This window comes from Stenotrophomonas sp. SBJS02 (assembly GCF_020428325.2).
Taxonomy (GTDB): Bacteria; Pseudomonadota; Gammaproteobacteria; order Xanthomonadales; family Xanthomonadaceae; genus Stenotrophomonas; species Stenotrophomonas africana.
This window is the reverse complement of sequence record NZ_CP109812.1, coordinates 1,894,232-1,915,084: the sequence shown is the minus strand read 5'-3', so window position 1 is coordinate 1,915,084 and position 20,853 is coordinate 1,894,232. Positions and strand designations below refer to the sequence as shown.

Here is a 20,853-nt window from a genome sequence, read left to right as displayed (position 1 = left end):
GAAGAGCAGCCGAGCATGGCTCGGCTCTACAGAAGGGCTCATAATCCAAGGACACCCCGTCCCTGACCGCTCTGCGGTCGGCGACGGGGCGTTTTCGTTTCCGGCCAAGAGACAGGAAGATCCATGAAATCGATCTGTGTGTACTGTGGTTCCAACGCCGGCAGCAAGCCGGCCTATACCGAACGCGCCATTGCACTGGGCGACCGCATCGCCCGTGACGGCCTGCGCCTGGTGTACGGCGGCGGCAACGTCGGCCTGATGGGAACCGTGGCCAATGCGGTGCTCGCCGCGGGTGGTGAGGTGACCGGTGTGATTCCGCGCCAGCTGGCTGACTGGGAAGTGGCCCACCGCGGCCTGACCGAACTGGAAATTGTCGGTTCGATGCATGAGCGCAAGTCGCGCATGTTCGACCTCGCCGATGGCTTCGTCACCCTGCCCGGCGGCTTCGGCACCATGGAAGAGATTTTCGAGATGCTGACCTGGCGGCAGCTGGGCATCGGCAACAAGCCGTGCGCATTCCTCGACGTGGAAGGCTTCTATGCCCCGCTGATCGGCATGATCGACCGCATGGTGGAAGAGCGCTTCCTGCACCCGGACCAGCGCCAGGACCTGTGGTACGGCTCGGACATCGAAGAGATGCTGGAGTGGATGAAGAACTACCAGCCGGCCCAAGCCTCGAAGTGGATCGACGAGAAACGTCGCGCCGCCCTGCGCTGATGCCTTCCTGCGCGGCGGCTCAGACCGCCGCGCAGCTCCATGGTGCGGGCCGCCCCAGCAGATAGCCCTGGCCGTAGTCGCAGCCGAGCTCGCGCAGTGTCTGCTGCTGTGCCTCGGTTTCGATGCCCTCACCGATGGTCTCGATGCCCAGCGTACGCGCCAACGACAGCACGCCCTCGACCAGCGCACGCGTGCTCTGCACTTCCGGCCCATGCAGGCCAGCGATGAAGCTCTGGTCGATCTTCAGCGTGCTGATCGGGAAGCGGTGCAGGTAGGACAGTGCCGAGAAGCCGGTACCGAAATCGTCCAGCTGCACCTGGATGCCACGTTCGCGCAGGCCCTGCAGGATGCGCAGGGTGTGCGGACCATCATCCAGCAGCGCGACCTCGGTGATCTCCAGCCGCAGCCGCTGCGGATCGGCGCCGTACTCGTCCAGCAGGCCGAACAGTCGGCCGCTGAACTCCGCGGAGCGGAAATGACGCGGCGATACGTTCACCGATACGTAGCTGTGCCCGCCTTTGGCCAGGCCGGCGATGACCTGTTCGTAGATCAGCCAGTCGACCTGTTCGATCAGGCCGCTCTCCTCGCCCAGCTCCAGGAACGCGCCTGGCAGCAGCAGGCCACGGCGCTCGTGCTGCCAGCGCAGCAACGCCTCGTGACCCACCACCTCGCCGTCGGACAGACGCACGATCGGCTGGTAGAACGGCACGAAATCGTGGTTGTTGATCGCACGCCGCAGGTCGGCTTCCAGATCAAGGCTGCGCATGGCCTGCTCGCGCATGTCCTCGTCGAAGATCGCGCAACGATCATGCCCCTGCGCCTTGGCGCGGTACATCGCCGCATCGGCGTCTCGCAGCAGCTCCTCACCGGTCCGGTAGCGCGGGTTCCACAAGGCAATGCCGAGGCTGCCGGAAGGGAACAGCTCGCGTCCGGCGATCCACATCGATTCCTGTAGGGCCAGCAGCAGGCGCTGGCCGAAATCCAACGCCTGCGCCAGGCCCTGCGGGCACTGCAGCAGCACCGCGAATTCATCACCGCCCAGGCGGGCCACCACGTCCTCGGTGCCGGCCATCGAAACGATGCGCTTGGCCACTTCCACCAGCATGCGGTCGCCGGCGGCGTGGCCGATGCTGTCGTTGACCAGCTTGAAGCGGTCCAGATCGAGGAACAGTACGGCGAACACCGGTCCGCCCTCGCGCTTGGCCAGCGCCAGCGCATCCTGCAGGCGGTCCAGCAGGTGCAGGCGGTTGGGCAGGCCGGTCAGCGCATCGTGCATGGCCTGGTGGGTCAGGCGCTGTTCGGCGCGCAGGCGCTCGCCGATCTGGCCGAGCAGCTTTTCGTTGACCTCGGCCAGTTCGCGCGTGCGCTCCTCCACGCGTTTCTCCAGCTCGGCATGCGCCGAGCGCAGGCGTTGCTGGTCGCGCTGACGCGCCAGGCCGGTACCGATGTTCTGCGCGACGAAGGTCAACAGGCGCTGGTCATGCACGCTGAAAATGCTGTTCTCGCTGTAGCTCTGCACCACGATCGCACCAACCACTTCGTCGTCGCGCAACAGCGGTACGCCCAGCCAGCAATGCGAACGCGCACCGGATTCACGCACTTCGCCACTGGCCAGCAACGCATCGATCTGCGCGCGTGACGCCAACAGTGGCCGCCGGTTGCGCACCACGTATTCGGTCAGGCCCCGGCTGAAGGGCCGTGGCGCGCGGCTGGCGTTGTGCTCGTCCACCGAATACACGAAGTCCAGGCCGTTGCCGGCCGGGTTGACCAGGGCAATGTAGAAATTGCGTGCGTCGAGCAGGCGCCCGACCACCCCATGCACCTGCCCATAGAACTGGGCCAGGCTGTCGGCCGACATTGCCATCTCGGCGATGTTGTACAGGGCGGTCTGCAGCTGTTCGGCGCGGCGACGCTCGGCCACCTCGTCCTGCAGGCTGTGGTTGGCGCGCTGCAGTTCCTGGGTGCGCCGCTCCACCTGCTGCTCCAGCCGCACCTGCGCCTGGCGCCGGTCCATCGCGGTCTGCACGTGCTGGGCAACGAATCCCAGCAGGGCCCGCTCTGCTTCGCCATAGCGCGCGGCATGCTCATAGCTCTGCACCACGATGGCACCGCAGACGCGGCCATCGCGCAGCATCGGCACGCCCAGCCAGTCCAGGCTTTCGGGACCGCGCTGCGGGTCATGCTCCTGTTCCATCACCTGCGCCAGCAGTTTGCGCGAAGGGCCACTGAGCGGCTTGCCATGGCGCAGCAGCGCCACGGTCAGGCTGCGCGGCATCTCGCTGGCGTCATGGCTCTGCGTGGGATCGGCGACGAAGTCATCGACCTGATCGGCAAAGTACAGGAACCGGATCTGGTCGCGCACATCGTCGTATTCCACGATGTAGCAGTTCTCGGCATACATCAGCGTGCCCAGCACACCATGCACGTGGCGCAGCATCTCGGGCATTTCCAGATCGGCACCGGCCAGATCGGCAATCTGGAACAGGGCCTGCTGCAGCCGCTCGGCCTCTTCCAGTGCCTTGATCTGGCCGGCTTGGCGGCCGCGCTGCAGCGCCAGTTCCATCGCCTGCCGGGCAACCCCCCACCATGCAGGCGAAGGCGCCGCCCCGGCTACCGACAACAGCAACCGCGCACCGTCGTATTCCCAGCCATGCTGACCCTCGCCGATTCCCGGCTCCGCAGCCCCCTGGCCGGCAACCGCTGGCGACGGCCAGCCGCCCTGGCCACGACCGAGCTGCGGGTCGTCCCAGCCAACGCGAACCACGGCCGTTTCCGGCAAAAGCGCATGCAACGCGCGCACCAGCGCCGTGCTCAGCACGGCCTCGTGTGGTGACTCTTCCGCCGGTTCAGCATGCGTGGACAAATGACAATCTCTTGGCGCCGTCTGTGCGTCGCCTCCCCTGAGCCGCCGAGCATAGCGCGCCACCCGGGGGGCAATGGAAGCCCGTAAACCCCGAATCGTGCACCCGTACGTTTTTCCTGCTGTCCGTAGCCCCATCCGAGCCATGACCCTCGCCCTGCCCGCCCCCGCCACCGGCTATGCGCCATCGCCCGCAGGCCTTACCCTGTACGCCGTGGAAGCCAGCGCACTGCCAACCGATGAAGCCTTGATGCTGGCCTGGGCCGGTGGCGACCTGCGCGCCTTCGAAAGCCTGTATGCGCGCCACCGCAAGCGCCTGTTCGGCTTCCTGCTGCGGCAACTGCGCGACAACGCGCTGGCCGAGGAGATCTTCCAGGACGTCTGGCAGCGGGTGATCAGCGCCCGCGCCGGCTGGCAGCCCGAGGCAGCGTTCAGCACCTGGCTGTTCCGCATCGCCCACAACCGCCTGAATGACCATTGGCGTGCCGCCCGTCATCGCCCCGCCGCGCCGGCCGACGCCGATCTGCGCCTGGCCGCGATCGAGGATGGGCAGACTCCGGAAGGCGAGCTATCCGAATTCGAACAACGTCGCCGCATCCAGCTGGCGATGGAGCAACTGCCGCCGGAACAGCGCGAAGTGCTGCAGCTGCGGCTGGATCAGGAACTGAGCCTGGAGGAGATCGGCCAGATCACCGGCGTAGGCCGGGAAACCGTGAAATCGCGGCTGCGCTATGCGATGGACAAGCTGCGTGCGGGATTGAACGCATGAACCGAGACGAACCACTGACGCCGGAAGAACGCGAGCTGTCCCGCCTGCTCGGCCGTCGCGCCGAACAGGCACCGCCGGCTGCACTGGACACCGCCATTCTGGCCGCGGCCCGTGCCGCCGTGGATGCTCCGGCTGCCGATGCCACCGCCTTGCCGGACGCGCCCCGCGTGCGGCGCACCCGTCCGCGCTGGCCTGCGGTGTTCGGCATCGCCGCCTCGATGGTGTTCGCCATCGGCATCGCCTGGCAGCTGCGCCCGGAACCGCCCCCGATTCCTGCCGGTGAGACCGCGGTTGCCCCGGCACCGGCCAACGCCGAAATTGCCGCCGCCGACCAGACTGCTGAAAGCCGTGCGGCCGACAGCGCGACTGCAGCTGCAGAACCGGCAGCAACGCCGGCAGCGCCGCCTGCAGCCCCAGAAGCGGCGGCGCCGCCGGGCGCCGATACCCCTGCACCTGCCACCGCGCGCGCGCGCCAACCTGCACCGATGGAAGCGCCTCAACCACCGGCACCGGCTGCACGGTCGATGGCTGCAGAGGCCGCCACCGACACTTCGTTCGCAGCGCTGCCGCCCTCCCCGGCCGCGGCCCCTCCTGCGCCACCCGCTCCTGTGGCGTACTCGGCACCGGCACCGACGTTCGCTCCGGCTCCGGCAGCCGCGTTGAAGCCGCGTACGGCAGCCGCGCCGGTCGCCAATGCTGCCGACGGCGAATCCGCGATGATGCAGGACCGGGTCGAAATCACCTCGATGAAGCGCGAGGCGCCCCGCCGTTCTGCGCCCGGCGTCATGCAGCGCAGCAGCGATGCGGGCCTGAGCGCGGATGCGGTGCAGGCTGAAGTGAGCGCCGATGCGCGCCTGCCGCGCCGGCAATGGCTGGAAAAGATCCGCGAACGCCGCGATGAGGGCCAGCGCGACCTCGCCCGCGCCAGCCTGGAACGCTACATCCAGCAATACCCGGAATCGCGCCTGCCGCGCGACCTGCGCCCGCTGCTGGACGACTGAGTGCCACGGAAATCGGGAGCAACACCGTAGAATGGTGGCAATGCCCGATACTCTCGCCCAGCCGGTCAGCCATACGCTGGAAGTCAAGCACAGCCGTTTCATCGCCCATGCCACGCCGATCGACGGTGGTGTGGCGGCGATGGCGTTCCTGCAGCAGGTTGCAGTGGCCGATGCCACGCACAACTGCTGGGCATACCGGCACGGGCAGGATTACCGCTCCAGCGACGATGGCGAACCGGCGGGCACCGCCGGTCGACCGATCCTGGCTGCCATTGATGGCCAGGGCTTCGATCGGGTGATGGTGGTGGTGACGCGCTGGTTCGGTGGCATCAAGCTCGGCGCCGGCGGACTGGTGCGCGCCTATGGCGGCGCCGCAGCCGAGTGCCTGCGTACCGCGCCACGCCTGCCGCTGATCGCCATGTCCCGCCTGCAGCTGCTGGCTGGCTTCGAGGACCTGGGCACCCTGCATGCCGCCCTGCCCGTCTTCGGCGCCGAGAAGCGCGATGAACAGTTCGATGCCAATGGCGTGTGCCTGCGGGTCGAATTGCCTGCCGATCAGGTCGATGCATTGAAAATCCGCCTGCGCGACGCCACCCGTGACCGTATCCGCATAGAAGACGACATCCAGGATGACTGACAAGGACGACGCCCCCGCTTCGACCCCGCCGCTGCGCCGCCTCGGCAGCCTGCGCACGCTGTGGCCGTTCGTGCAACGCCACAGCGGCCTGTTCACCGCCTGGCTGCTGGCCCTGGCGGTGTCTTCGGCGGCGACGCTGAGCCTGCCGCCGGCCGTGAAGCAGATGATCGATCACGGTTTCAGCAGCGGCGGCCAGATCAACCGTGCCTTTGCCCTGCTGATGCTGGTGGCGGTGGTGATGGCACTGGGCACCGCCGCGCGCTTTTACTTTGTATCGCTGCTGGGCGAAAAGGTCGTCGCCGACCTGCGCAGCCAGCTGTATGCCCACCTGATCCAACTGGGCGCTGGCTTCCACGACCGCAGCCGCAGCGGAGAGCTGGTCTCGCGCCTGACTGCGGACACTGAACTTCTGCGCAGCGTGGTCGGCTCGACCATGTCGGTGGCCCTGCGCAGCACGGTCACTGTCATCGGCAGTCTGGCGATGCTGTTCGTCACCAGCCCGCGGCTGGCCGCATGGTCGCTGCTCGGCATTCCGCTGGCGGTGCTGCCCATCATCATCGGCGCACGCAAGCTGCGCACGGTTGCACGCAACAGCCAGGACCGCATCGCCGATGCCAACAGCCTGGCCAGCGAGACGCTGGGCGCGGTACGCACGGTGCAGGCACATGCACGCGAGCCGTACGAGCGCGGGCGCTTCGACAAGGCACTTGGTGATGCCATCGGTGCCGCCCGCCGCCGCATCGGCGCGCAGTCGCTGGTCACCGCCAGCGCCATCCTGCTGGTGTTCGGCGCCATCGTCGGTGTGCTGTGGCTGGGCGCGCACGATGTCATCGACGGCCGCCTCAGTGCCGGTACGCTGGGCCAGTTCGTGCTGTATGCCTTGATCGGCGGCGGCTCGGTGGGCGCCCTGGCCGAAGTATGGAACGAGCTGCAGCGCGCGGCCGGCGGCATGGGCCGCATCGGCGAACTGCTGCAGGAAGACATCGAGATCCGCGCACCGGCCCTGCCGCACGCACTGCCGCAGCCGCTGCGTGGCGAAATCCAGTTCAACGACGTGGTGTTCCACTACCCGCAGCGACCCGACCAGGCCGCCCTGGACCACTTCAACCTGCACGTGCGCCCCGGCGAGACCGTGGCGCTGGTGGGTCCGTCGGGGGCAGGCAAGAGCACGGTGCTTTCGATGCTGCTGCGCTTCCATGATCCAGCCAGCGGCCGCATCGACGTGGACGGCATCGACGTGCGCCAGGTCGACCCGGCCGAGCTGCGTGCGCAGCTGGCGCTGGTGCCACAGCAGCCCACCCTGTTCGCGGCCAGTGCGCGCGACAACATCCGCTATGGCCGCCTGCAGGCCAGCGATGCCGAGGTCGAGGATGCCGCACGAGCGGCCGAGGCCGACGGTTTCCTGCGCGCCTTGCCGCAGGGCTACGACAGCGAGCTGGGCGAACGCGGTGCCCGCCTGTCCGGTGGCCAGCAGCAGCGTGTGGCGATTGCCCGTGCGCTGCTGAAGGACGCACCGATCCTGCTGCTGGATGAAGCCACCAGCGCGCTGGATGCGCAGAGCGAGCACAGCGTGCAGCAGGCGCTGGAGCGGTTGATGGCCGGCCGCACCACACTGGTCATCGCCCATCGCCTGGCCACCGTGCTCAAGGCCGACCGCATCGTGGTGATGGACCAGGGCCGCATCGTCGCCGAGGGCACGCACGCACAGCTGCTGGCCGAAGGTGGTCTGTACGCTGAACTTGCACGCCTGCAGTTCATCGATTGATGACGTCCGGCTAACATCGGCGCGGCCAAGCTGGCCGCGCAACAGCAGCATCCGCTGAAGGAGGTGCACGATGTCGTTCCGTCAGTTCCCCGCCGTCGACAGCAATGGCGAAAGCCACATCATCATCGAGTTCAAGCCCGAGGCGAACGGCAGCGGGCACCATTCCGAAGCCACGCCACGCTACGAACTGGACGACGGGCGGCCGCTGGTACGCGATGGCCGCGAGTTCACCACCAGTGGCGGTGAGCTGAGGCTGACGATCTGAGGTTCTCCGGGCATGGCCCGGCGCTACCGGATTTCGTGCCGCCCCGCTCTGGTGGGTGTCGACCTTGGTCGACACGCCTTTTGCTTCTGGTAGGTGTCGACCTTGGTCGACACGCCCTTTGCTTCTGGTAGGTGTCGACCTTGGTCGACACGCCCTTTGCTTCTGGTAGGTGTCGACCTTGGTCGACACGCTTTTCGCCAAAGGCGGTCGAGCATGGCTCGACGCTACAAAAAAGCATGGTCAATTTTTCACCAAGCATCTTGACAGCCTTTGCTGCCAAGGGCTGCGTGCGGTTATCCACATGTTTGCTCAGAATCCATCCACACCACCTGTGGATGAATGTGCTCAGCCCAGTACCCGTCCGATGCCGCTGGCGTCCACCTCGGCCGCCGCCCGACGGATCGCCGTCGGATCACTGCCGGCCACGAATCCGATACGGAAATGCACCTCGCCCCCGGGCGTGCGTGAGGAATGGATCGAGGCCAGGCTGATGCGGTGCTGCTCGAACACGTTCAGCAGTTCACGCAGCGAGCCCGGCCGGTCCTCCGGCAAATGCACCGACAGCGCGTTGCGCTCGGTCAGGTCCGCCAACAGGTAACCCACGCGTTCGAACGTGTAGTTGCCGTCAGCCAGTGCCTGCTCGCCGAAGGCATTGCGATTGGCCAACAACAGCTGCTCACGGAATGCACCGCGCGCACTGTCGTCGCCCTGCCCGACCTGCGCCTGCAGAGTCTGCAGCTGACCGATCAACCGCTCCAGCATCGGCGCCACGTACGGGTTGCCGAACTGGATGTCCTCGTAGATCGCCGGGTTGAGCGAGAGGATGCGCGAGATGATCGCGGTATCCAGCTCGAACGATGCCGAGCGGTACGGCATCATCGCGGCCAGATCACCCAGCTGCGGCTGGTACTTGCGCAGCACACCGGCCTGGGCCAGGTGGGTGGCATGCACCATCGCCTGCACCAGCGCCATCATCTGGTCGTGATGCTGCGGCGTGGCGCGCACGTACTCAGCCTGCAACGCCGTGCACAGCGTATCAACCCACGGTTGCCAGTGCCGCAGCCGCGCTTCGCAGACCACCATCACCCGGCCCTTCAGGGTCGGCGCCTTGGGCGGCGCGGTCATCGGGTGCAGGCCGACCACTTCGGCTTGAGAGGCCAACATCGCCTGCACCGGCGCTTCTTTTACCGAGGTCACGTCCAGCCACAGCCGGTCCTGCTCGCGGCCGGCCGACTGCTGCACGTACGCGGCAATCAGAGCCGGCGTATGCCGGATCGGTGCCGAGAACACCAGCACGTCAGCCTGCACCAGCAGCTGTTCCGGCGTATGCGAGTCCGGATCGGCCGGATCGTGGCCGATCACCTGCAGCTGCATGTGCTGCTGGAAGAAGCGGGTCAGCCAGCGCCCGTAGGCGCCGGCACTGCCGATGATGCCGACCGTGCGCGGCGTGCGTGGGTCCAGGCCGCTCATGCCACGCGTTCGGCGCGGAAGCGCGTTCCTTCGGCCAGCGCCGCCGGCGCTGCAGCAATCACGTCGAACTCTTCGAAGCCGTTGTCGAGGGTCGCCTCCAGCGCCGCATGGGTGCCGGCAATCGCGCGCGAGATCGCCTGCTGCATCGATTCGCCGCGCAGCAGGAACGACACCACCAGTGACATCAGCACATCGCCGGTACCGGCCACATCCACCGGCAGCAGGGGCGAGGTCCAGCGCCAGGTCTCCTCGCGGCCGACCGCCAGGGTCACCAGTTCACCCGGGTCGCCGCCCACGCTGTGTGCGATCACCCAGTGCGGGCCACGGTCCAGCAGCGTGCGCGCGGCGGCGCTGGCATCGGCCTCGGCCAGCGCCGGCAAGCCGGTCAGGCGGTTCAGTTCGAAAGCGTTCGGCGTCACCAGCCAGGCATGCGGCAGCAGGCGCTCGGCGAAGATCGCTTCCAGTCCCGGTTCCACGTAGGGACCGGTGTGGGTATCACCAATCACCGGATCCAGGCAGTAACGCAGCTGCGGGCAGGCCGGCAGGATGTCGTCCAGCCAGTCTGCGAAGGCGGCACCGTTGGCGGTGCTGCCGAAGTAGCCGGAGACGAGCATCTTCGCCCGCTGCGGCAGGCCGCGTTCGTGCGTGCCCCGCAGCAGGTCGGCGAACCAGTCGGCCGGCAGCACGCGGCCACGCGTGGTGTCGTAGAACGGCGCGTTGCTGAGCAGCACGGTCGGAATTTCGGCTACACGCACGCCCAGCGCGCGCATCGGCGGTACGGCGGCGCTGTTGCCGGCATGGCCGTAGACAAGTTGCGACTGGACCGAGATGACATCGATCGGCGACGGGCCGTCGGGCCGCTGGCGGCGGCCGTGGACCAGGTGGTTATCAAGGGATTCGCTCATGGCCGCATTCTACGCCCAAGGGGGTTTTCGGCAGGGCTTGCAGCCCTGCACCTGCTCAATGCAACGGCAACGGCCAAAGCCAAAGCGGCATTCCGTGGGTTGGCGGGGCGGTGTCGGACTGCGGGGACGCCGCAAGTACGTCCCTGTAGGCTTGGCAGCCGCCTCCATGCGGCTGACACCCCGCACTCCGACACCGCCCCACCTTCGACAGGTTCAAGCGGCTGTTGGTAACTGCGGCTGTTGTGCCGCACGACTGTTGGTAGGTGTCGACCTCGGTCGACACATCTGTCAGATATCGAATGAATTCATCCACGCATGGCATGGATCTACCGTGTCGACCAAGGTCGACACCTACCAGAGCAGTACGCCGTTCCGGCAGATCACGGAAAACTGTCGAAGGCGGGGTGGGTCCGGTTGCAGGGGTGTCCGCGGCATGGATGCCGCGGCCAAGCCCCCAGGGATGGGTTTACGGCGCCCCCTGCAACCGGAGCCGCCCGCCAACCCACGGATAGCCCGCTTCTGCTGTTGACGTTGCCTCTGCAGGTGCAGGGCTGCAAGCCCTGCAAACCCAACCCCCTCAGTGAGCAGCAGGCCGGGACGGCGGCAGCCACGCCGCCACGATACCGAGCAGCGGCAGGAACGCGGTCAGCTGGTAGACGTACTCGATGCTGGTCTTGTCCGCCAGCAGGCCGAGCACGGCAGCACCGAGTCCACCCATTCCGAAGGCGAAGCCGAAGAACAGGCCGGACACCATGCCGATGCGATGCGGCATCATTTCCTGTGCGTACACCACAATCGCCGAGAACGCCGAGGACAACACGAAACCAATCAGCACCGCCAGCACCGTGGTCCAGAGCAGATCGGCATGCGGCAGCATCAGCGCGAACGGGGCCACGCCAAGGATCGAGGTCCAGATGATCGGCTTGCGGCCGATGCGGTCGCCCAGCGGACCGCCGAGGAAACCACCGGCGGCCGACGCCACCAGGAATGCGAACAGATGCAGCTGCGCCTGTGCCACCGGGATGCCGAAGTGGTGGATCAGGTAGAAGGTGAAGTAGCTGCCGATGCTGGCCATGTAGAAGTACTTGCTGAAGATCAGCACCAGCAGGATCGCCAGCACCTTGGCCACGGTGCGCGACGGATGCCGCGGGGCCATAGACGCGGTGCTGGCCGGACGCGGGGTGCCCAGGTGCAGCGCGTACCAGCGGCCGACATAGGTCAGCAATGCGATGCCGATCAGGGCGGCGCCGGCAAACCACGATGCCGCGTGCTGGCCATACGGCACTATCACTGCGGCGGCAATCAACGGGCCCAGCGCTGTTCCGAAATTGCCACCCACCTGGAACACCGACTGCGCGAAGCCATGGCGACCGCCCGAGGCCAGCCGCGCGATGCGCGAGGCTTCTGGATGGAAGATGGCCGAACCAATGCCGACCATCGCCGCCGCCATCAGCACCACCGCGTAGTTCGGTGCGAAGCCCAGCAGCAGCATGCCGCACAGGGTCGAAGCCATGCCGATCGGCAGCGAGTACGGCGCCGGGCGGCGGTCGGTAGCCATGCCGATCAACGGCTGGAAGATCGAGGCGGTGAGCTGGTAGGTCAGTGTGATCAGGCCGATCTGGGTGAAGCTGAGGTTGAAGCCGCCCTTGATCACTGGATAGATGGCCAGGATCAGCGACTGCATCATGTCGTTGACGACATGCGAGGTGGAGATGGCGGCCAGCACGCCGGGGGCCACCGGGCGTGAGGTGGTTGCGGGAGAAGCCAGGGTCGACATGGATACAGTCAGGTTGGGGGCGAGCCACGCATGCTACGGTGACCTCCCCCTCCCTTCTGCCGCGTTCGGGTCATGGCATATCGCAAAAAGGACATCCCCTGCCAGGTCCGCGAGACTGCGCCGTGGAACGAGGTTCCGGTGCACCGCCCGGTGACCTGCCGCGCCCGCCATTACAAGCCCGGGACCACATCGCGCCCCACCGGCACCGCCGTCACCAGCTGGTGTTCGCCATGTCCGGACTGATGGTGGTGCGTGCAGACGGCGGCCGCTGGGTAGTGCCTTCAACCCGCGCGATCTGGGTCCCGGCCGGCATGGCCCATGCGGTGGACTGCATCGCCGAAGTACACATGCGCAGCCTGTACGTGGAACCGGACTTCGCGCCGCAGCTGCCGGACGAAGCGTTCGCGGTACAGGTGGCGCCGCTGCTGCGCGAGCTGCTGCTGGCCGCCAGCCTGATCGAGACCGCGCATGTGGACGACAGCCGCGACGGCCGCGTGGTGCGCCTGCTGCTGGACGAGCTGCACCGCATGGACGCGCTGCCGCTGCACCTGCCTTCACCCACCGACCCGCGCCTGCAGCGGATCTGCCAGCACATCCAGAAGCATCCCGGCGACGACGCCACGCTGCAGGATTGGGCGCAGGCCCTGCAGGTGGACGTGAAAACCATCCAGCGTCATTTCGCCAGCGAACTGGGCATGACCTTCGGACAGTGGCGACAACAGGCGCGGCTACTGGCCGCGATGGAACGGCTGGCGGTCGGCGACAAGGTCATCGATGTCGCGCTGGCAATGGGTTACGACAGCCCAAGCGCGTTCACCAGCATGTTCAAGCGGCAGCTGGGACAGACACCAGCGGCGTTTTTTTCGATGATGCTAACGGTCCGCGGGCACATGTGGATCGCGCATCAGACGAAATTCCCATGTATCACTGTCCACCAGCGGATAGTGCAACGGGAAAACCTGTCCTGCCACGCGTGCCTGCACCGGCACACCCTCGATCCGGCAACCTCCGGGCTGCTGGAATCCGACCAGCTCGGTAATGCTCAGATTGTCGGTGTCGTCCTCTGCAGAGAAGTACGCGGCAAACGCCGGATTGCCGCTGACACGACGCCGCAGTACGACCCGCCCAACGTCGGGTGCGTACCAGCTGATGCTTCGCTCCAGGCCCTCGACCACGCCATCACCTGCATTGGGCCTGTCCGCCCCGGCAACTGCGCGCGCATTGGACTTCCGCCAGCGCGCTTCACGCTCGATGCGATAGGCGCTGACTTCTCCCACTGCAGTGCGCACGGTTTCGATGGCCGTTACCCGGCTCTGGCCCTGTTCTTCGTAGTCGTAACGATAACGGCCGGAACGCGCGTTGAACTCTCCGGGCTCCTCGAACCTGTCCTGCCACTGGTCACCCACCTTGAGCGGGAAGCGCAGCAGCACTTTGTCGCCCTTGCGCAGCGGATTGACGTCGGCGTACGTATCGATCCATTCACGCCGCAGAGTGCCCTCCGCAATCTCCAGTTCACGCTGACCGTTCTGGACTGCCTTCAGCAGCATCGGCGTCGCCGGCAAACCCGCTCCCCCGGAGTAGGTCCATTGCGTGCCCGGAGCTGATGCCGGCGCTGCCTGCGGGCCGGACAAGGGCGTGTCCAAGCGGCACTCGTCGGCCGATACCGTGCCGATGAAGGACAAGGCTGCAGTCAACGCCCCGTACAGAATGGCGCGAGGTGCCATGCGCGGTTCGAAATGCAGGTGCAGGATCATGTCGCGCATTGTAAGACCCTCGGACACGAAAACGCCGGGCATGGCCCGGCGCTACCGTTCAACACTTGCGTTGAAAACTCAGGACGTCATCCGGTCCCAGAAGCCCTTCACGCCATCCATGAAGGTGGCCGACTTCGGCGAATGCTTGCGCGCCTCCTCGCCGACGAAGGTGGCTTCGAACTGCTCCAGCAGCTTGCGCTGTTCGTTGGTGAGGTTGACCGGAGTCTCCACCACCACGCGGCAGTACAGGTCGCCCTCGCTGCGGCTGCGCACCGAACGCACGCCCTTGCCACGCAGGCGGAACAGCTTGCCGGTCTGGGTCTCGGCCGGGATGCGGATCTCCGCCTCGCCGCCCAAGGTGGCCACGCGCACGGTGTCGCCCAGTGCCGCCTGCGAGATGCGGATCGGCACTTCGCAGTGCAGGTCATCGCCATCGCGCTGGAAGATCGCATGCTCGCGCACACGTACTTCCACGTACAGGTCGCCCGGCGGCGTACCGGCCGGACCGGCCTCGCCCTCGCCCTGCAGGCGGATGCGGTCACCGGTATCCACGCCCGCCGGCACCTTCACCGACAGCACTTTGTCTTCCTCGACACGACCGTTGCCGTGGCAGGTCTTGCAGGGCTTGGCGATGATCTGGCCACGGCCGCCGCAGTTGTGGCAGGCCTGCTGCATGGCGAAGATGCCGCGCTGGATGCGCACCTGGCCGCGGCCATGGCACACGTTGCAGGTCTCGACCTTGCCGTCCTCGGAGCCACTGCCATCGCAGTCGCCGCACTCGGCCAGGGTCGGGATCTCGATCCGGCGCTCGACGCCGCGCACGGCTTCTTCCAGGTCTAGTTCCATCACGTAGCCGATGTCGGCACCGCGACGGGCCTGGCGCGGACCACCGCCGCCACCGCCAAAAATGTTGCCGAAGATATCGCCGAAGATATCGTTCATGTCCGGGCCGCCCGGACGCCGCCACCGCCCATGCCGTGCTCGAACGCGGCGTGGCCGTGGCTGTCGTACATGCGGCGCTTGTTGCCGTCGGACAGCACTTCGTAGGCTTCCTTGCACTCCTTGAAGGAGGCTTCGGCCGCCGTATCGCCCGGGTTGCGGTCCGGGTGGAACTTCATCGCGCAGCGACGGTAGGCCTTCTTCAGCTCTTCGTCGGTGGCGGTGCGGGCAACGCCCAGCACTTCGTAGTAATCGCGCTTGCTCATATCGTGAATCGGGTTCCGGAAAGTCGGGATTCGTCAAAGCGGAAGAGCGGAACCAGGTCCGCTCTTGCGTCGGGCGCCCCGACACGCCGGTGGGCGGTCAGGACCCTGATGCGACAACGGGACGCTGATGGCCAGCGTCCCGTGTCGGTCCGGATCAGGACTTCTTGTCGTCCTTGACTTCGGTGAACTCGGCGTCGACCACGTCGTCCTGCGCCTTGCCGGCATTACCGGCGTCGGCACCCGCGGCACCGCCCTGGTCGGCCGAAGCAGCGGCGAACAGCGACTGGCCAGCTTCTTCCAGCGCCTTCGACTTGGCTTCGATCTGTGCCTTGTCGTCACCCTTCATCGCGGTTTCCAGGTCGGCCAGGGCCGCCTCGACCTTGCCGATCACATCGCCACCGACCTTGCTGCCGTGCTCGGTGATCGCACTACGGGTGCCGTGGATCAGGGCGTCGGCCTGGTTACGGGCCTGCACCAGTTCCTGGAACTTCTTGTCTTCTTCGCGGTTGGCTTCCGCGTCGGCGACCATGCGCGCGATCTCTTCCTCGGACAGACCCGAACCGGCCTTGATCTCGACCTTCTGTTCCTTGTTGGTCTTCTTGTCCTTGGCCGACACGTGCAGGATGCCGTTGGCGTCGATGTCGAAGGACACTTCCACCTGCGGCAGGCCGCGCGGGGCCGGCTCGATGCCGGACAGGTCGAACTTGGCCAGCGACTTGTTGAAGCGGGCCTGTTCGCGCTCACCCTGCAGCACGTGCACGGTCACGGCCGACTGGTTGTCCTCGGCGGTGGAGAACACCTGCGAGGCCTTGGTCGGGATGGTGGTGTTCTTCTCGATGATCTTGGTGAACACGCCGCCCATGGTCTCGATGCCCAGCGACAGCGGGGTCACGTCCAGCAGCAGCACGTCCTTGACGTCGCCGCCCAGCACGCCGCCCTGGATCGCCGCACCCAGTGCCACGGCTTCGTCCGGGTTGACGTCCTTGCGCGGTTCCTTGCCGAAGAACTCGGTCACCGCCTGCTGCACCTTCGGCATGCGGGTCTGGCCGCCGACCAGGATCACTTCGCTGATGTCGCTCGAACGCAGGCCGGCATCGTTCAGGGCGACGCGGCACGGCTCGATCGACTTCTTGATCAGGTCTTCCACCAGCGCTTCCAGCTTGGCGCGGGTCAGCTTGATGTTCAGGTGCTTCGGACCCGACGCGTCAGCGGTGACGTACGGCAGGTTCACTTCGGTCTGCTGGGCGCTGGACAGCTCGATCTTGGCGCGCTCGGCAGCATCCTTCAGGCGCTGCAGGGCCAGCGGATCCTTGCGCAGGTCGATGCCCTGGTCCTTGTTGAACTCTTCAACCAGGTACTCGATGACGCGGTTGTCGAAGTCTTCGCCGCCCAGGAAGGTGTCGCCGTTGGTGGCCAGCACTTCGAACTGCTTTTCACCGTCGACGTTGGCGATTTCGATCACCGAGACGTCGAAGGTGCCGCCGCCCAGGTCGTACACCACGATCTTGCGATCCTTGTTGTCGCCCTTGTCCAGGCCATAGGCCAGCGCGGCCGCGGTCGGCTCGTTGATGATGCGCTTGACGTCCAGGCCGGCAATGCGGCCGGCGTCCTTGGTTGCCTGGCGCTGGCTGTCGTTGAAGTACGCCGGCACGGTGATGACCGCTTCGGTGACCTTCTCACCGAGGAAGTCCTCGGCGGTCTTCTTCATCTTCTCCAGCACCTTGGCCGAGATTTCCTGCGGGGCCATCTTCTTGCCATCGCTGGTCGACACCCAGGCATCGCCGTTGTCATGGGCCAGGATGCCGTACGGGACGTGGGCGATGTCCTTCTGCACTTCGGCGTCGGTGAACTTGCGGCCGATCAGGCGCTTCACCGCGTAGAAGGTGTTCTTCGGGTTGGTGACGGCCTGGCGCTTGGCCGAGGCGCCGACCAGGACTTCGCCGTCCTTGGTGTAGGCGACGATCGACGGGGTGGTGCGATCGCCTTCCGAATTCTCGATGACGCGGGCCTTGCCGCCGTCCATGATCGCCACGCACGAGTTGGTGGTGCCGAGGTCGATACCAATGATCTTGCCCATGGGGGAGACTCCTGAGGATGCTTGTTGGTGTCAGTCCGGCCGTTCGGCCGGTGGATGAATACGATGTGGGGGAGGCTCGTGGAACATTCAAGCCACCTCCCGAACGCTGTGTTCAGCGCCTGGAAAAGCTTGCCAGGCGTTGCCTGGCGCGACCGCGGCCGGGCATCACCCGGCACGGCCGATCAGTCGGCGGCCACCACCACCAGCGCCGGCCGCAGCAGGCGCCCGTTGAGCAGGTAGCCCTTCTGGAACACGGTCACCACGCTGCCCGGGGCGGCGCCCGGCGCCGGCACCTGGCTGATGGCCTGGTGGTGTTCCGGATTGAACGGCTGGCCGGTCGGATCCAGCAGGACCAGACCGTTGTCGGCGGCGACCTTCAGCAGCTGCTTGTAGGTCAGCTCCAGGCCTTCGCGCAGCGGATGCGGGTCGTCGCCAGCCGCCTTCAGGCCTGCATCCAGGCTGTCGAATACCGGCAGCAGCTCGCCCAGCAGCTTCTCGTTGGCGAACTTGCGGGCCTGATCGATGTCACGGGCAACGCGCTTGCGCTGGTTCTCCAGGTCGGCGCGCTCACGCAGCGCATCGGCCCTGACCTGCTCAACTTCGGCGCGCAGGCGCTCAACTTCGTCGTTGACGCCGGCGGTGGCGGCCGCATCGGCGGCACTCTGCTGGGATTCGATATCTGGATGTTCGTGGTTCATGTCTGGGTCCCTGGCGGTCAATCTCCGCCTCCACCCACCCTAGTGTGGGCGGGATGCTGCGTTTCAAGCGTCGGATGTTCCGGGAGTGCGCCCGGCCGGTGAAAAGGCTGCGCCGAGTACATCGGCGGTGGCCTGGACCAGCGGGATCATGCGGTCGTAGGCCATCCGCTTGGGGCCGATCACGCCCAGCACGCCCAGCACCTGGCCATTGGCGGTGTACGGGGCGGTGACCAGCGAGACGCCCTGCAGCGGCATCATCCCGGTCTCCTCGCCGATGAAGATGCGCACGCCCGGCGCCTGGATGGTCCGCTCCAGCAGCTGCAGGATCTCGCGCTTGCTGGAGAACAGCTCGAACAGCTCGCGCAGGCGCTCCAGGTCGGACAGGTCCTGCACCCCCATCAGACGGGTCTGGCCGGCCACCAGCATGTCGTCGGCAGCCGGCTGCAGGGCCTGCTCGGCCAGCTCGATGCTGTGCGCCAGCAGCTGCTCCAGCTCGGAACGGGCGTCGCGCAGCTCCAGCAGCAGGCGGGTGCGGATCTCGGCCATCGGCAGGCCAGCGAAATGGGCATTGAGGTAGTTGGCCACCTGCTCCAGCTGGCCCGGCGCGAACTCCTGGCGGGTCTCGATGACCCGGTTCTGCACCTCGTTGTCGGCAAACACCAGGATCGCCAGCACCCGGCGCCCGTCCAGCGCCACGAAATCGATCTGGCGGAAGGCGAACTGCTCGCGCCGCGGCGCGCTGACCACGCCGACGAAGTGGCTCATCGCCGACAGCAGCTCCGAGGCGCTGCCAAGCAGGGCCTGGGTGCTGCCACCGCCGGCCAGTTCCTGGCGCAGCCGGGCCAGTTCGCCCTCGCCCGGCGGCTGCATCTGCAGCAGGCTGTCGACGAACACCCGGTAACCGTGCGCGGTCGGGATGCGGCCGGCCGAGGTGTGCGGCGACGCCAGCAGCCCCAGGTCCTCCAGGTCGCCGAGGATGTTGCGGATGGTGGCCGGGCTGACCTCCAGGCCGGCCACGCGCGCCAGTGTCTGCGAGCCGACCGGCTCGCCGTCCTGGATGTACCGCGCGATCAGCGTGCGCAGCAGATGGCGCGCACGTGGGGCAAGCTGGTCGGGAGAACCGTGCATGGAATCAACCTGTGAGACACGGACACTAGATAATGGCGACGCATCACCTTGGCAAGTCATTGGACCTCCCTCGCGCGCGTGCTAGCGTTGCGCGGCTGCTGATACCCCCTTACCCATGCTCAGACATCTTTCGATCAAGGATTTCGCCGTCGTCCGCGCCACCGAACTGGAGTTCGGGCCAGGCATGACCGTGGTTTCAGGCGAGACCGGCGCCGGCAAGTCGCTGATGGTCGACGCGCTGGGCTTCCTGTCCGGCCTGCGCGCCGACAGCGGCGTGGTCCGCCACGGCGCCGCCCGCGCCGAGCTTTCGGCCGAGTTCGCGCTGGACCAGCTGCAGGCCGCACGCCAGTGGCTGGCCGACAACGAGCTGGACGATGAGGAGCAGTGCCAGCTGCGCCGGGTGATCCGCGCCGATGGCGGTTCGCGGGCCTGGATCAATGGCCGACCGGTGACCCTGGCGCAGCTGGGCGACCTGGCCTCGCTGCTGGTGGAGATCCATGGCCAGCACGAACAGCAGGCCCTGCTGACGCGCCCGTCGCAGCTGGCCCTGCTGGATGCCTATGCCGGCAACGAGAACGAGCGCCGCCAGGTCCGCCGCGCCGCTGGCGCATGGCAGGCGCTGGTCGATGAATCGCTGGCCCTGTCGCAACAGGGCGACGTCAGTGACCGGATCGGCTTCCTGGAGCACCAGCTGCGCGAGCTGGACCGCGAGGACCTGGAACCCGAATCGATTGCCGCACTCGGCGCCAGCCACCGTCGCCAGGCCCATGCCAGCGCCCTGCTGAGCGCCTGCCAGGCCGCCAGCAACCAGCTCAACGGCGACGACGGCAGCTCTGCGCTGGACCTGCTGCAGCAGGTGCGCCACGAGCTGTCGCGCCTGATCGAGCACGACCCGCGCCTGGGCGAGGTGGACGGCCTGATCGAGAACGCCTCGATCCAGCTTCACGAAGCCCTGTCGCTGCTGGACCGGGTGCATGACGACCTCGACGCCGACCCGGAACAGTTCGAGGAGAACGAGCGCCGCCTGGGCCGCCTGCACGACCTGGCCCGCAAGCACCGCGTGCCGATGGACGAACTGGGCGCGCAGCGCGAGCGCATGCACGCCGAAGTGGAGCAGCTGCGCGGCGCCGACGAACGCCTGCAGCGCCTGGCCGGCGAGATCGACAAGGCCGCCGCCGCCTGGCGCGCACAGGCCGACGTGCTGACCGCCAGCCGTCGCAGCGCTGCGGCCGAACTGTCGGCCACCACCACCGGCATCATCGCCGAGCTGGGCATGGGTGGCGGCCAGTTCCTGATCGAGCTGGAGCCCCAGGATTCCGGCAAGCCCGACCCGCAGGGTGCCGAACGGGTGGAGTTCCTGGTGGCGGCCAACGCCGGCCAGCCGCCGCGCGCCCTGCGCAAGGTGGCCTCGGGCGGTGAACTGTCACGTATTTCGCTGGCCATTGAAGTGGCCGCACTGGATCTGGATGCGGTGCCGACCATGGTGTTCGACGAAGTCGACTCCGGCATCGGTGGTGCAGTGGCCGACATCGTTGGCCAGAAGCTGCGCGCGCTCGGCGAGAAGCGCCAGGTGCTGTGCGTGACCCACCTGCCGCAGGTCGCTTCCAAGGGCCATGCCCACTACCGGGTCAGCAAGGCCCCGGTGGAAGGCATGACCCAGAGCGCGGTGGAAAAGCTGGACAGCAAGGCGCGCGAGGAAGAGCTGGCGCGCATGCTGGGCGGCGTGGAGGTGAGCAAGGAAGCGCGCGCCGCCGCACGGAAGCTGCTGCAGGTGTAATGCCGGCACCCGTGATCGGGGGCCGAAGACCGTGAGGTTGCCGGCCAG

Annotated in this window: 14 protein-coding genes and 2 pseudogenes; 8 read left to right on the top strand and 8 right to left on the bottom strand. The window is 67.0% G+C overall.

Translation table 11 applies throughout. From position 1 onward, the window contains the following. Positions 1-123 precede the first annotated feature (123 nt). Entirely contained in the window at positions 124-717 is a 594-nt protein-coding gene (locus FQS62_RS09145) for an LOG family protein (protein WP_049428514.1), read from the top strand. A gap of 19 nt (positions 718-736) precedes the next feature. On the opposite strand, the gene FQS62_RS09140 is transcribed toward FQS62_RS09145, so the two are convergent. Then, the gene (locus FQS62_RS09140; protein WP_049445743.1) at positions 737-3,580 is read right to left on the bottom strand and encodes a bifunctional diguanylate cyclase/phosphodiesterase; all 2,844 of its coding nucleotides are present in this window, start codon (positions 3,578-3,580) and stop codon (positions 737-739) included. Positions 3,581-3,827: 247 nt separating this feature from the next. On the opposite strand from FQS62_RS09140, the gene FQS62_RS09135 reads away from it, so the two are divergent. The 5 genes from FQS62_RS09135 to FQS62_RS09115 all read left to right on the top strand — a co-directional run bounded on the left by FQS62_RS09135 (position 3,828) and on the right by FQS62_RS09115 (position 8,014). After that, a complete protein-coding gene (locus FQS62_RS09135) occupies positions 3,828-4,346 on the top strand; it encodes an RNA polymerase sigma factor (RefSeq protein WP_229301621.1) in 519 nt (172 codons plus the stop codon). Further along, positions 4,343-5,347, top strand: a complete 1,005-nt coding sequence (locus FQS62_RS09130) for a hypothetical protein (protein WP_049445740.1) — start codon at positions 4,343-4,345, stop codon at positions 5,345-5,347. Before FQS62_RS09135 ends, FQS62_RS09130 begins: the two co-directional genes overlap by 4 nt. A gap of 40 nt (positions 5,348-5,387) precedes the next feature. Continuing rightward, positions 5,388-5,984 carry an IMPACT family protein gene (locus tag FQS62_RS09125; RefSeq protein ID WP_107380807.1) on the top strand — a complete coding sequence of 199 codons (597 nt, stop codon included), beginning with the start codon at positions 5,388-5,390 and terminating at the stop codon, positions 5,982-5,984. Beyond that, positions 5,977-7,749 (top strand): ABC transporter transmembrane domain-containing protein, encoded by a 1,773-nt coding sequence (locus FQS62_RS09120; RefSeq protein WP_208044005.1) that lies wholly within the window; start codon positions 5,977-5,979, stop codon positions 7,747-7,749. Before FQS62_RS09125 ends, FQS62_RS09120 begins: the two co-directional genes overlap by 8 nt. A 70-nt stretch (positions 7,750-7,819) precedes the next feature. Next, a complete protein-coding gene (locus FQS62_RS09115) occupies positions 7,820-8,014 on the top strand; it encodes a hypothetical protein (RefSeq protein WP_005409247.1) in 195 nt (64 codons plus the stop codon). 345 nt (positions 8,015-8,359) lie between these two features. Here FQS62_RS09115 and FQS62_RS09110 read toward each other — a convergent pair whose 3' ends face one another. From FQS62_RS09110 to FQS62_RS09100, 3 genes are all read right to left on the bottom strand, one after another. Beyond that, positions 8,360-9,484, bottom strand: coding sequence for a prephenate dehydrogenase (locus FQS62_RS09110; RefSeq protein WP_107379439.1), 1,125 nt, complete (start codon positions 9,482-9,484; stop codon positions 8,360-8,362). Continuing rightward, a complete protein-coding gene (gene pdxY / locus FQS62_RS09105) occupies positions 9,481-10,389 on the bottom strand; it encodes a pyridoxal kinase (RefSeq protein WP_049445735.1) in 909 nt (302 codons plus the stop codon). The genes FQS62_RS09110 and pdxY overlap by 4 nt, the downstream gene beginning before the upstream one ends. 577 nt (positions 10,390-10,966) lie before the next feature. Continuing rightward, positions 10,967-12,166, bottom strand: coding sequence for an MFS transporter (locus tag FQS62_RS09100; protein WP_014036855.1), 1,200 nt, complete (start codon positions 12,164-12,166; stop codon positions 10,967-10,969). Between the two features lie 72 nt (positions 12,167-12,238). Between FQS62_RS09100 and FQS62_RS22255 the strand changes: the two are divergent. Further along, positions 12,239-13,029, top strand: a pseudogene (locus FQS62_RS22255) (helix-turn-helix transcriptional regulator); the annotation flags it as partial. A gap of 969 nt (positions 13,030-13,998) precedes the next feature. Here FQS62_RS22255 and dnaJ read toward each other — a convergent pair. From dnaJ to hrcA, 4 genes and pseudogenes are all read right to left on the bottom strand, one after another. Continuing rightward, a pseudogene (dnaJ, locus tag FQS62_RS09090) lies at positions 13,999-15,125 on the bottom strand (molecular chaperone DnaJ). A 154-nt stretch (positions 15,126-15,279) separates the two neighbouring features. Further along, positions 15,280-17,202, bottom strand: coding sequence for a molecular chaperone DnaK (dnaK, locus tag FQS62_RS09085; protein ID WP_049446311.1), 1,923 nt, complete (start codon positions 17,200-17,202; stop codon positions 15,280-15,282). 182 nt (positions 17,203-17,384) lie between these two features. Then, positions 17,385-17,900, bottom strand: coding sequence for a nucleotide exchange factor GrpE (gene grpE / locus FQS62_RS09080; RefSeq protein ID WP_208044004.1), 516 nt, complete (start codon positions 17,898-17,900; stop codon positions 17,385-17,387). Positions 17,901-17,963: 63 nt separating this feature from the next. Beyond that, entirely contained in the window at positions 17,964-19,028 is a 1,065-nt protein-coding gene (gene hrcA, locus FQS62_RS09075; protein WP_008266321.1) for a heat-inducible transcriptional repressor HrcA, read from the bottom strand. 115 nt (positions 19,029-19,143) lie between these two features. On the opposite strand from hrcA, the gene recN reads away from it, so the two are divergent. Continuing rightward, positions 19,144-20,805, top strand: a complete 1,662-nt coding sequence (gene recN, locus FQS62_RS09070; RefSeq protein WP_049446307.1) for a DNA repair protein RecN — start codon at positions 19,144-19,146, stop codon at positions 20,803-20,805. The last annotated feature ends 48 nt before the right edge of the window (positions 20,806-20,853 follow it).

Excerpts from the sequence above, each read along its gene's own strand:
- FQS62_RS09130 (WP_049445740.1), top strand. The coding sequence starts at position 4,343 with ATGAACCGAGACGAACCACTGACGCCGGAAGAACGCGAGCTGTCCCGC.
- FQS62_RS09110 (WP_107379439.1), bottom strand. The coding sequence starts at position 9,484 with ATGAGCGGCCTGGACCCACGCACGCCGCGCACGGTCGGCATCATCGGC.
- FQS62_RS09100 (WP_014036855.1), bottom strand. The coding sequence starts at position 12,166 with ATGTCGACCCTGGCTTCTCCCGCAACCACCTCACGCCCGGTGGCCCCC.
- grpE (WP_208044004.1), bottom strand. The coding sequence starts at position 17,900 with ATGAACCACGAACATCCAGATATCGAATCCCAGCAGAGTGCCGCCGAT.
- recN (WP_049446307.1), top strand. The coding sequence starts at position 19,144 with ATGCTCAGACATCTTTCGATCAAGGATTTCGCCGTCGTCCGCGCCACC.
- FQS62_RS09115 (WP_005409247.1), top strand. The coding sequence starts at position 7,820 with ATGTCGTTCCGTCAGTTCCCCGCCGTCGACAGCAATGGCGAAAGCCAC.
- FQS62_RS09135 (WP_229301621.1), top strand. The coding sequence starts at position 3,828 with ATGCTGGCCTGGGCCGGTGGCGACCTGCGCGCCTTCGAAAGCCTGTAT.
- FQS62_RS09125 (WP_107380807.1), top strand. The coding sequence starts at position 5,388 with ATGCCCGATACTCTCGCCCAGCCGGTCAGCCATACGCTGGAAGTCAAG.
- FQS62_RS09120 (WP_208044005.1), top strand. The coding sequence starts at position 5,977 with ATGACTGACAAGGACGACGCCCCCGCTTCGACCCCGCCGCTGCGCCGC.
- hrcA (WP_008266321.1), bottom strand. The coding sequence starts at position 19,028 with ATGCACGGTTCTCCCGACCAGCTTGCCCCACGTGCGCGCCATCTGCTG.
- dnaK (WP_049446311.1), bottom strand. The coding sequence starts at position 17,202 with ATGGGCAAGATCATTGGTATCGACCTCGGCACCACCAACTCGTGCGTG.
- pdxY (WP_049445735.1), bottom strand. The coding sequence starts at position 10,389 with ATGAGCGAATCCCTTGATAACCACCTGGTCCACGGCCGCCGCCAGCGG.
- FQS62_RS09145 (WP_049428514.1), top strand. The coding sequence starts at position 124 with ATGAAATCGATCTGTGTGTACTGTGGTTCCAACGCCGGCAGCAAGCCG.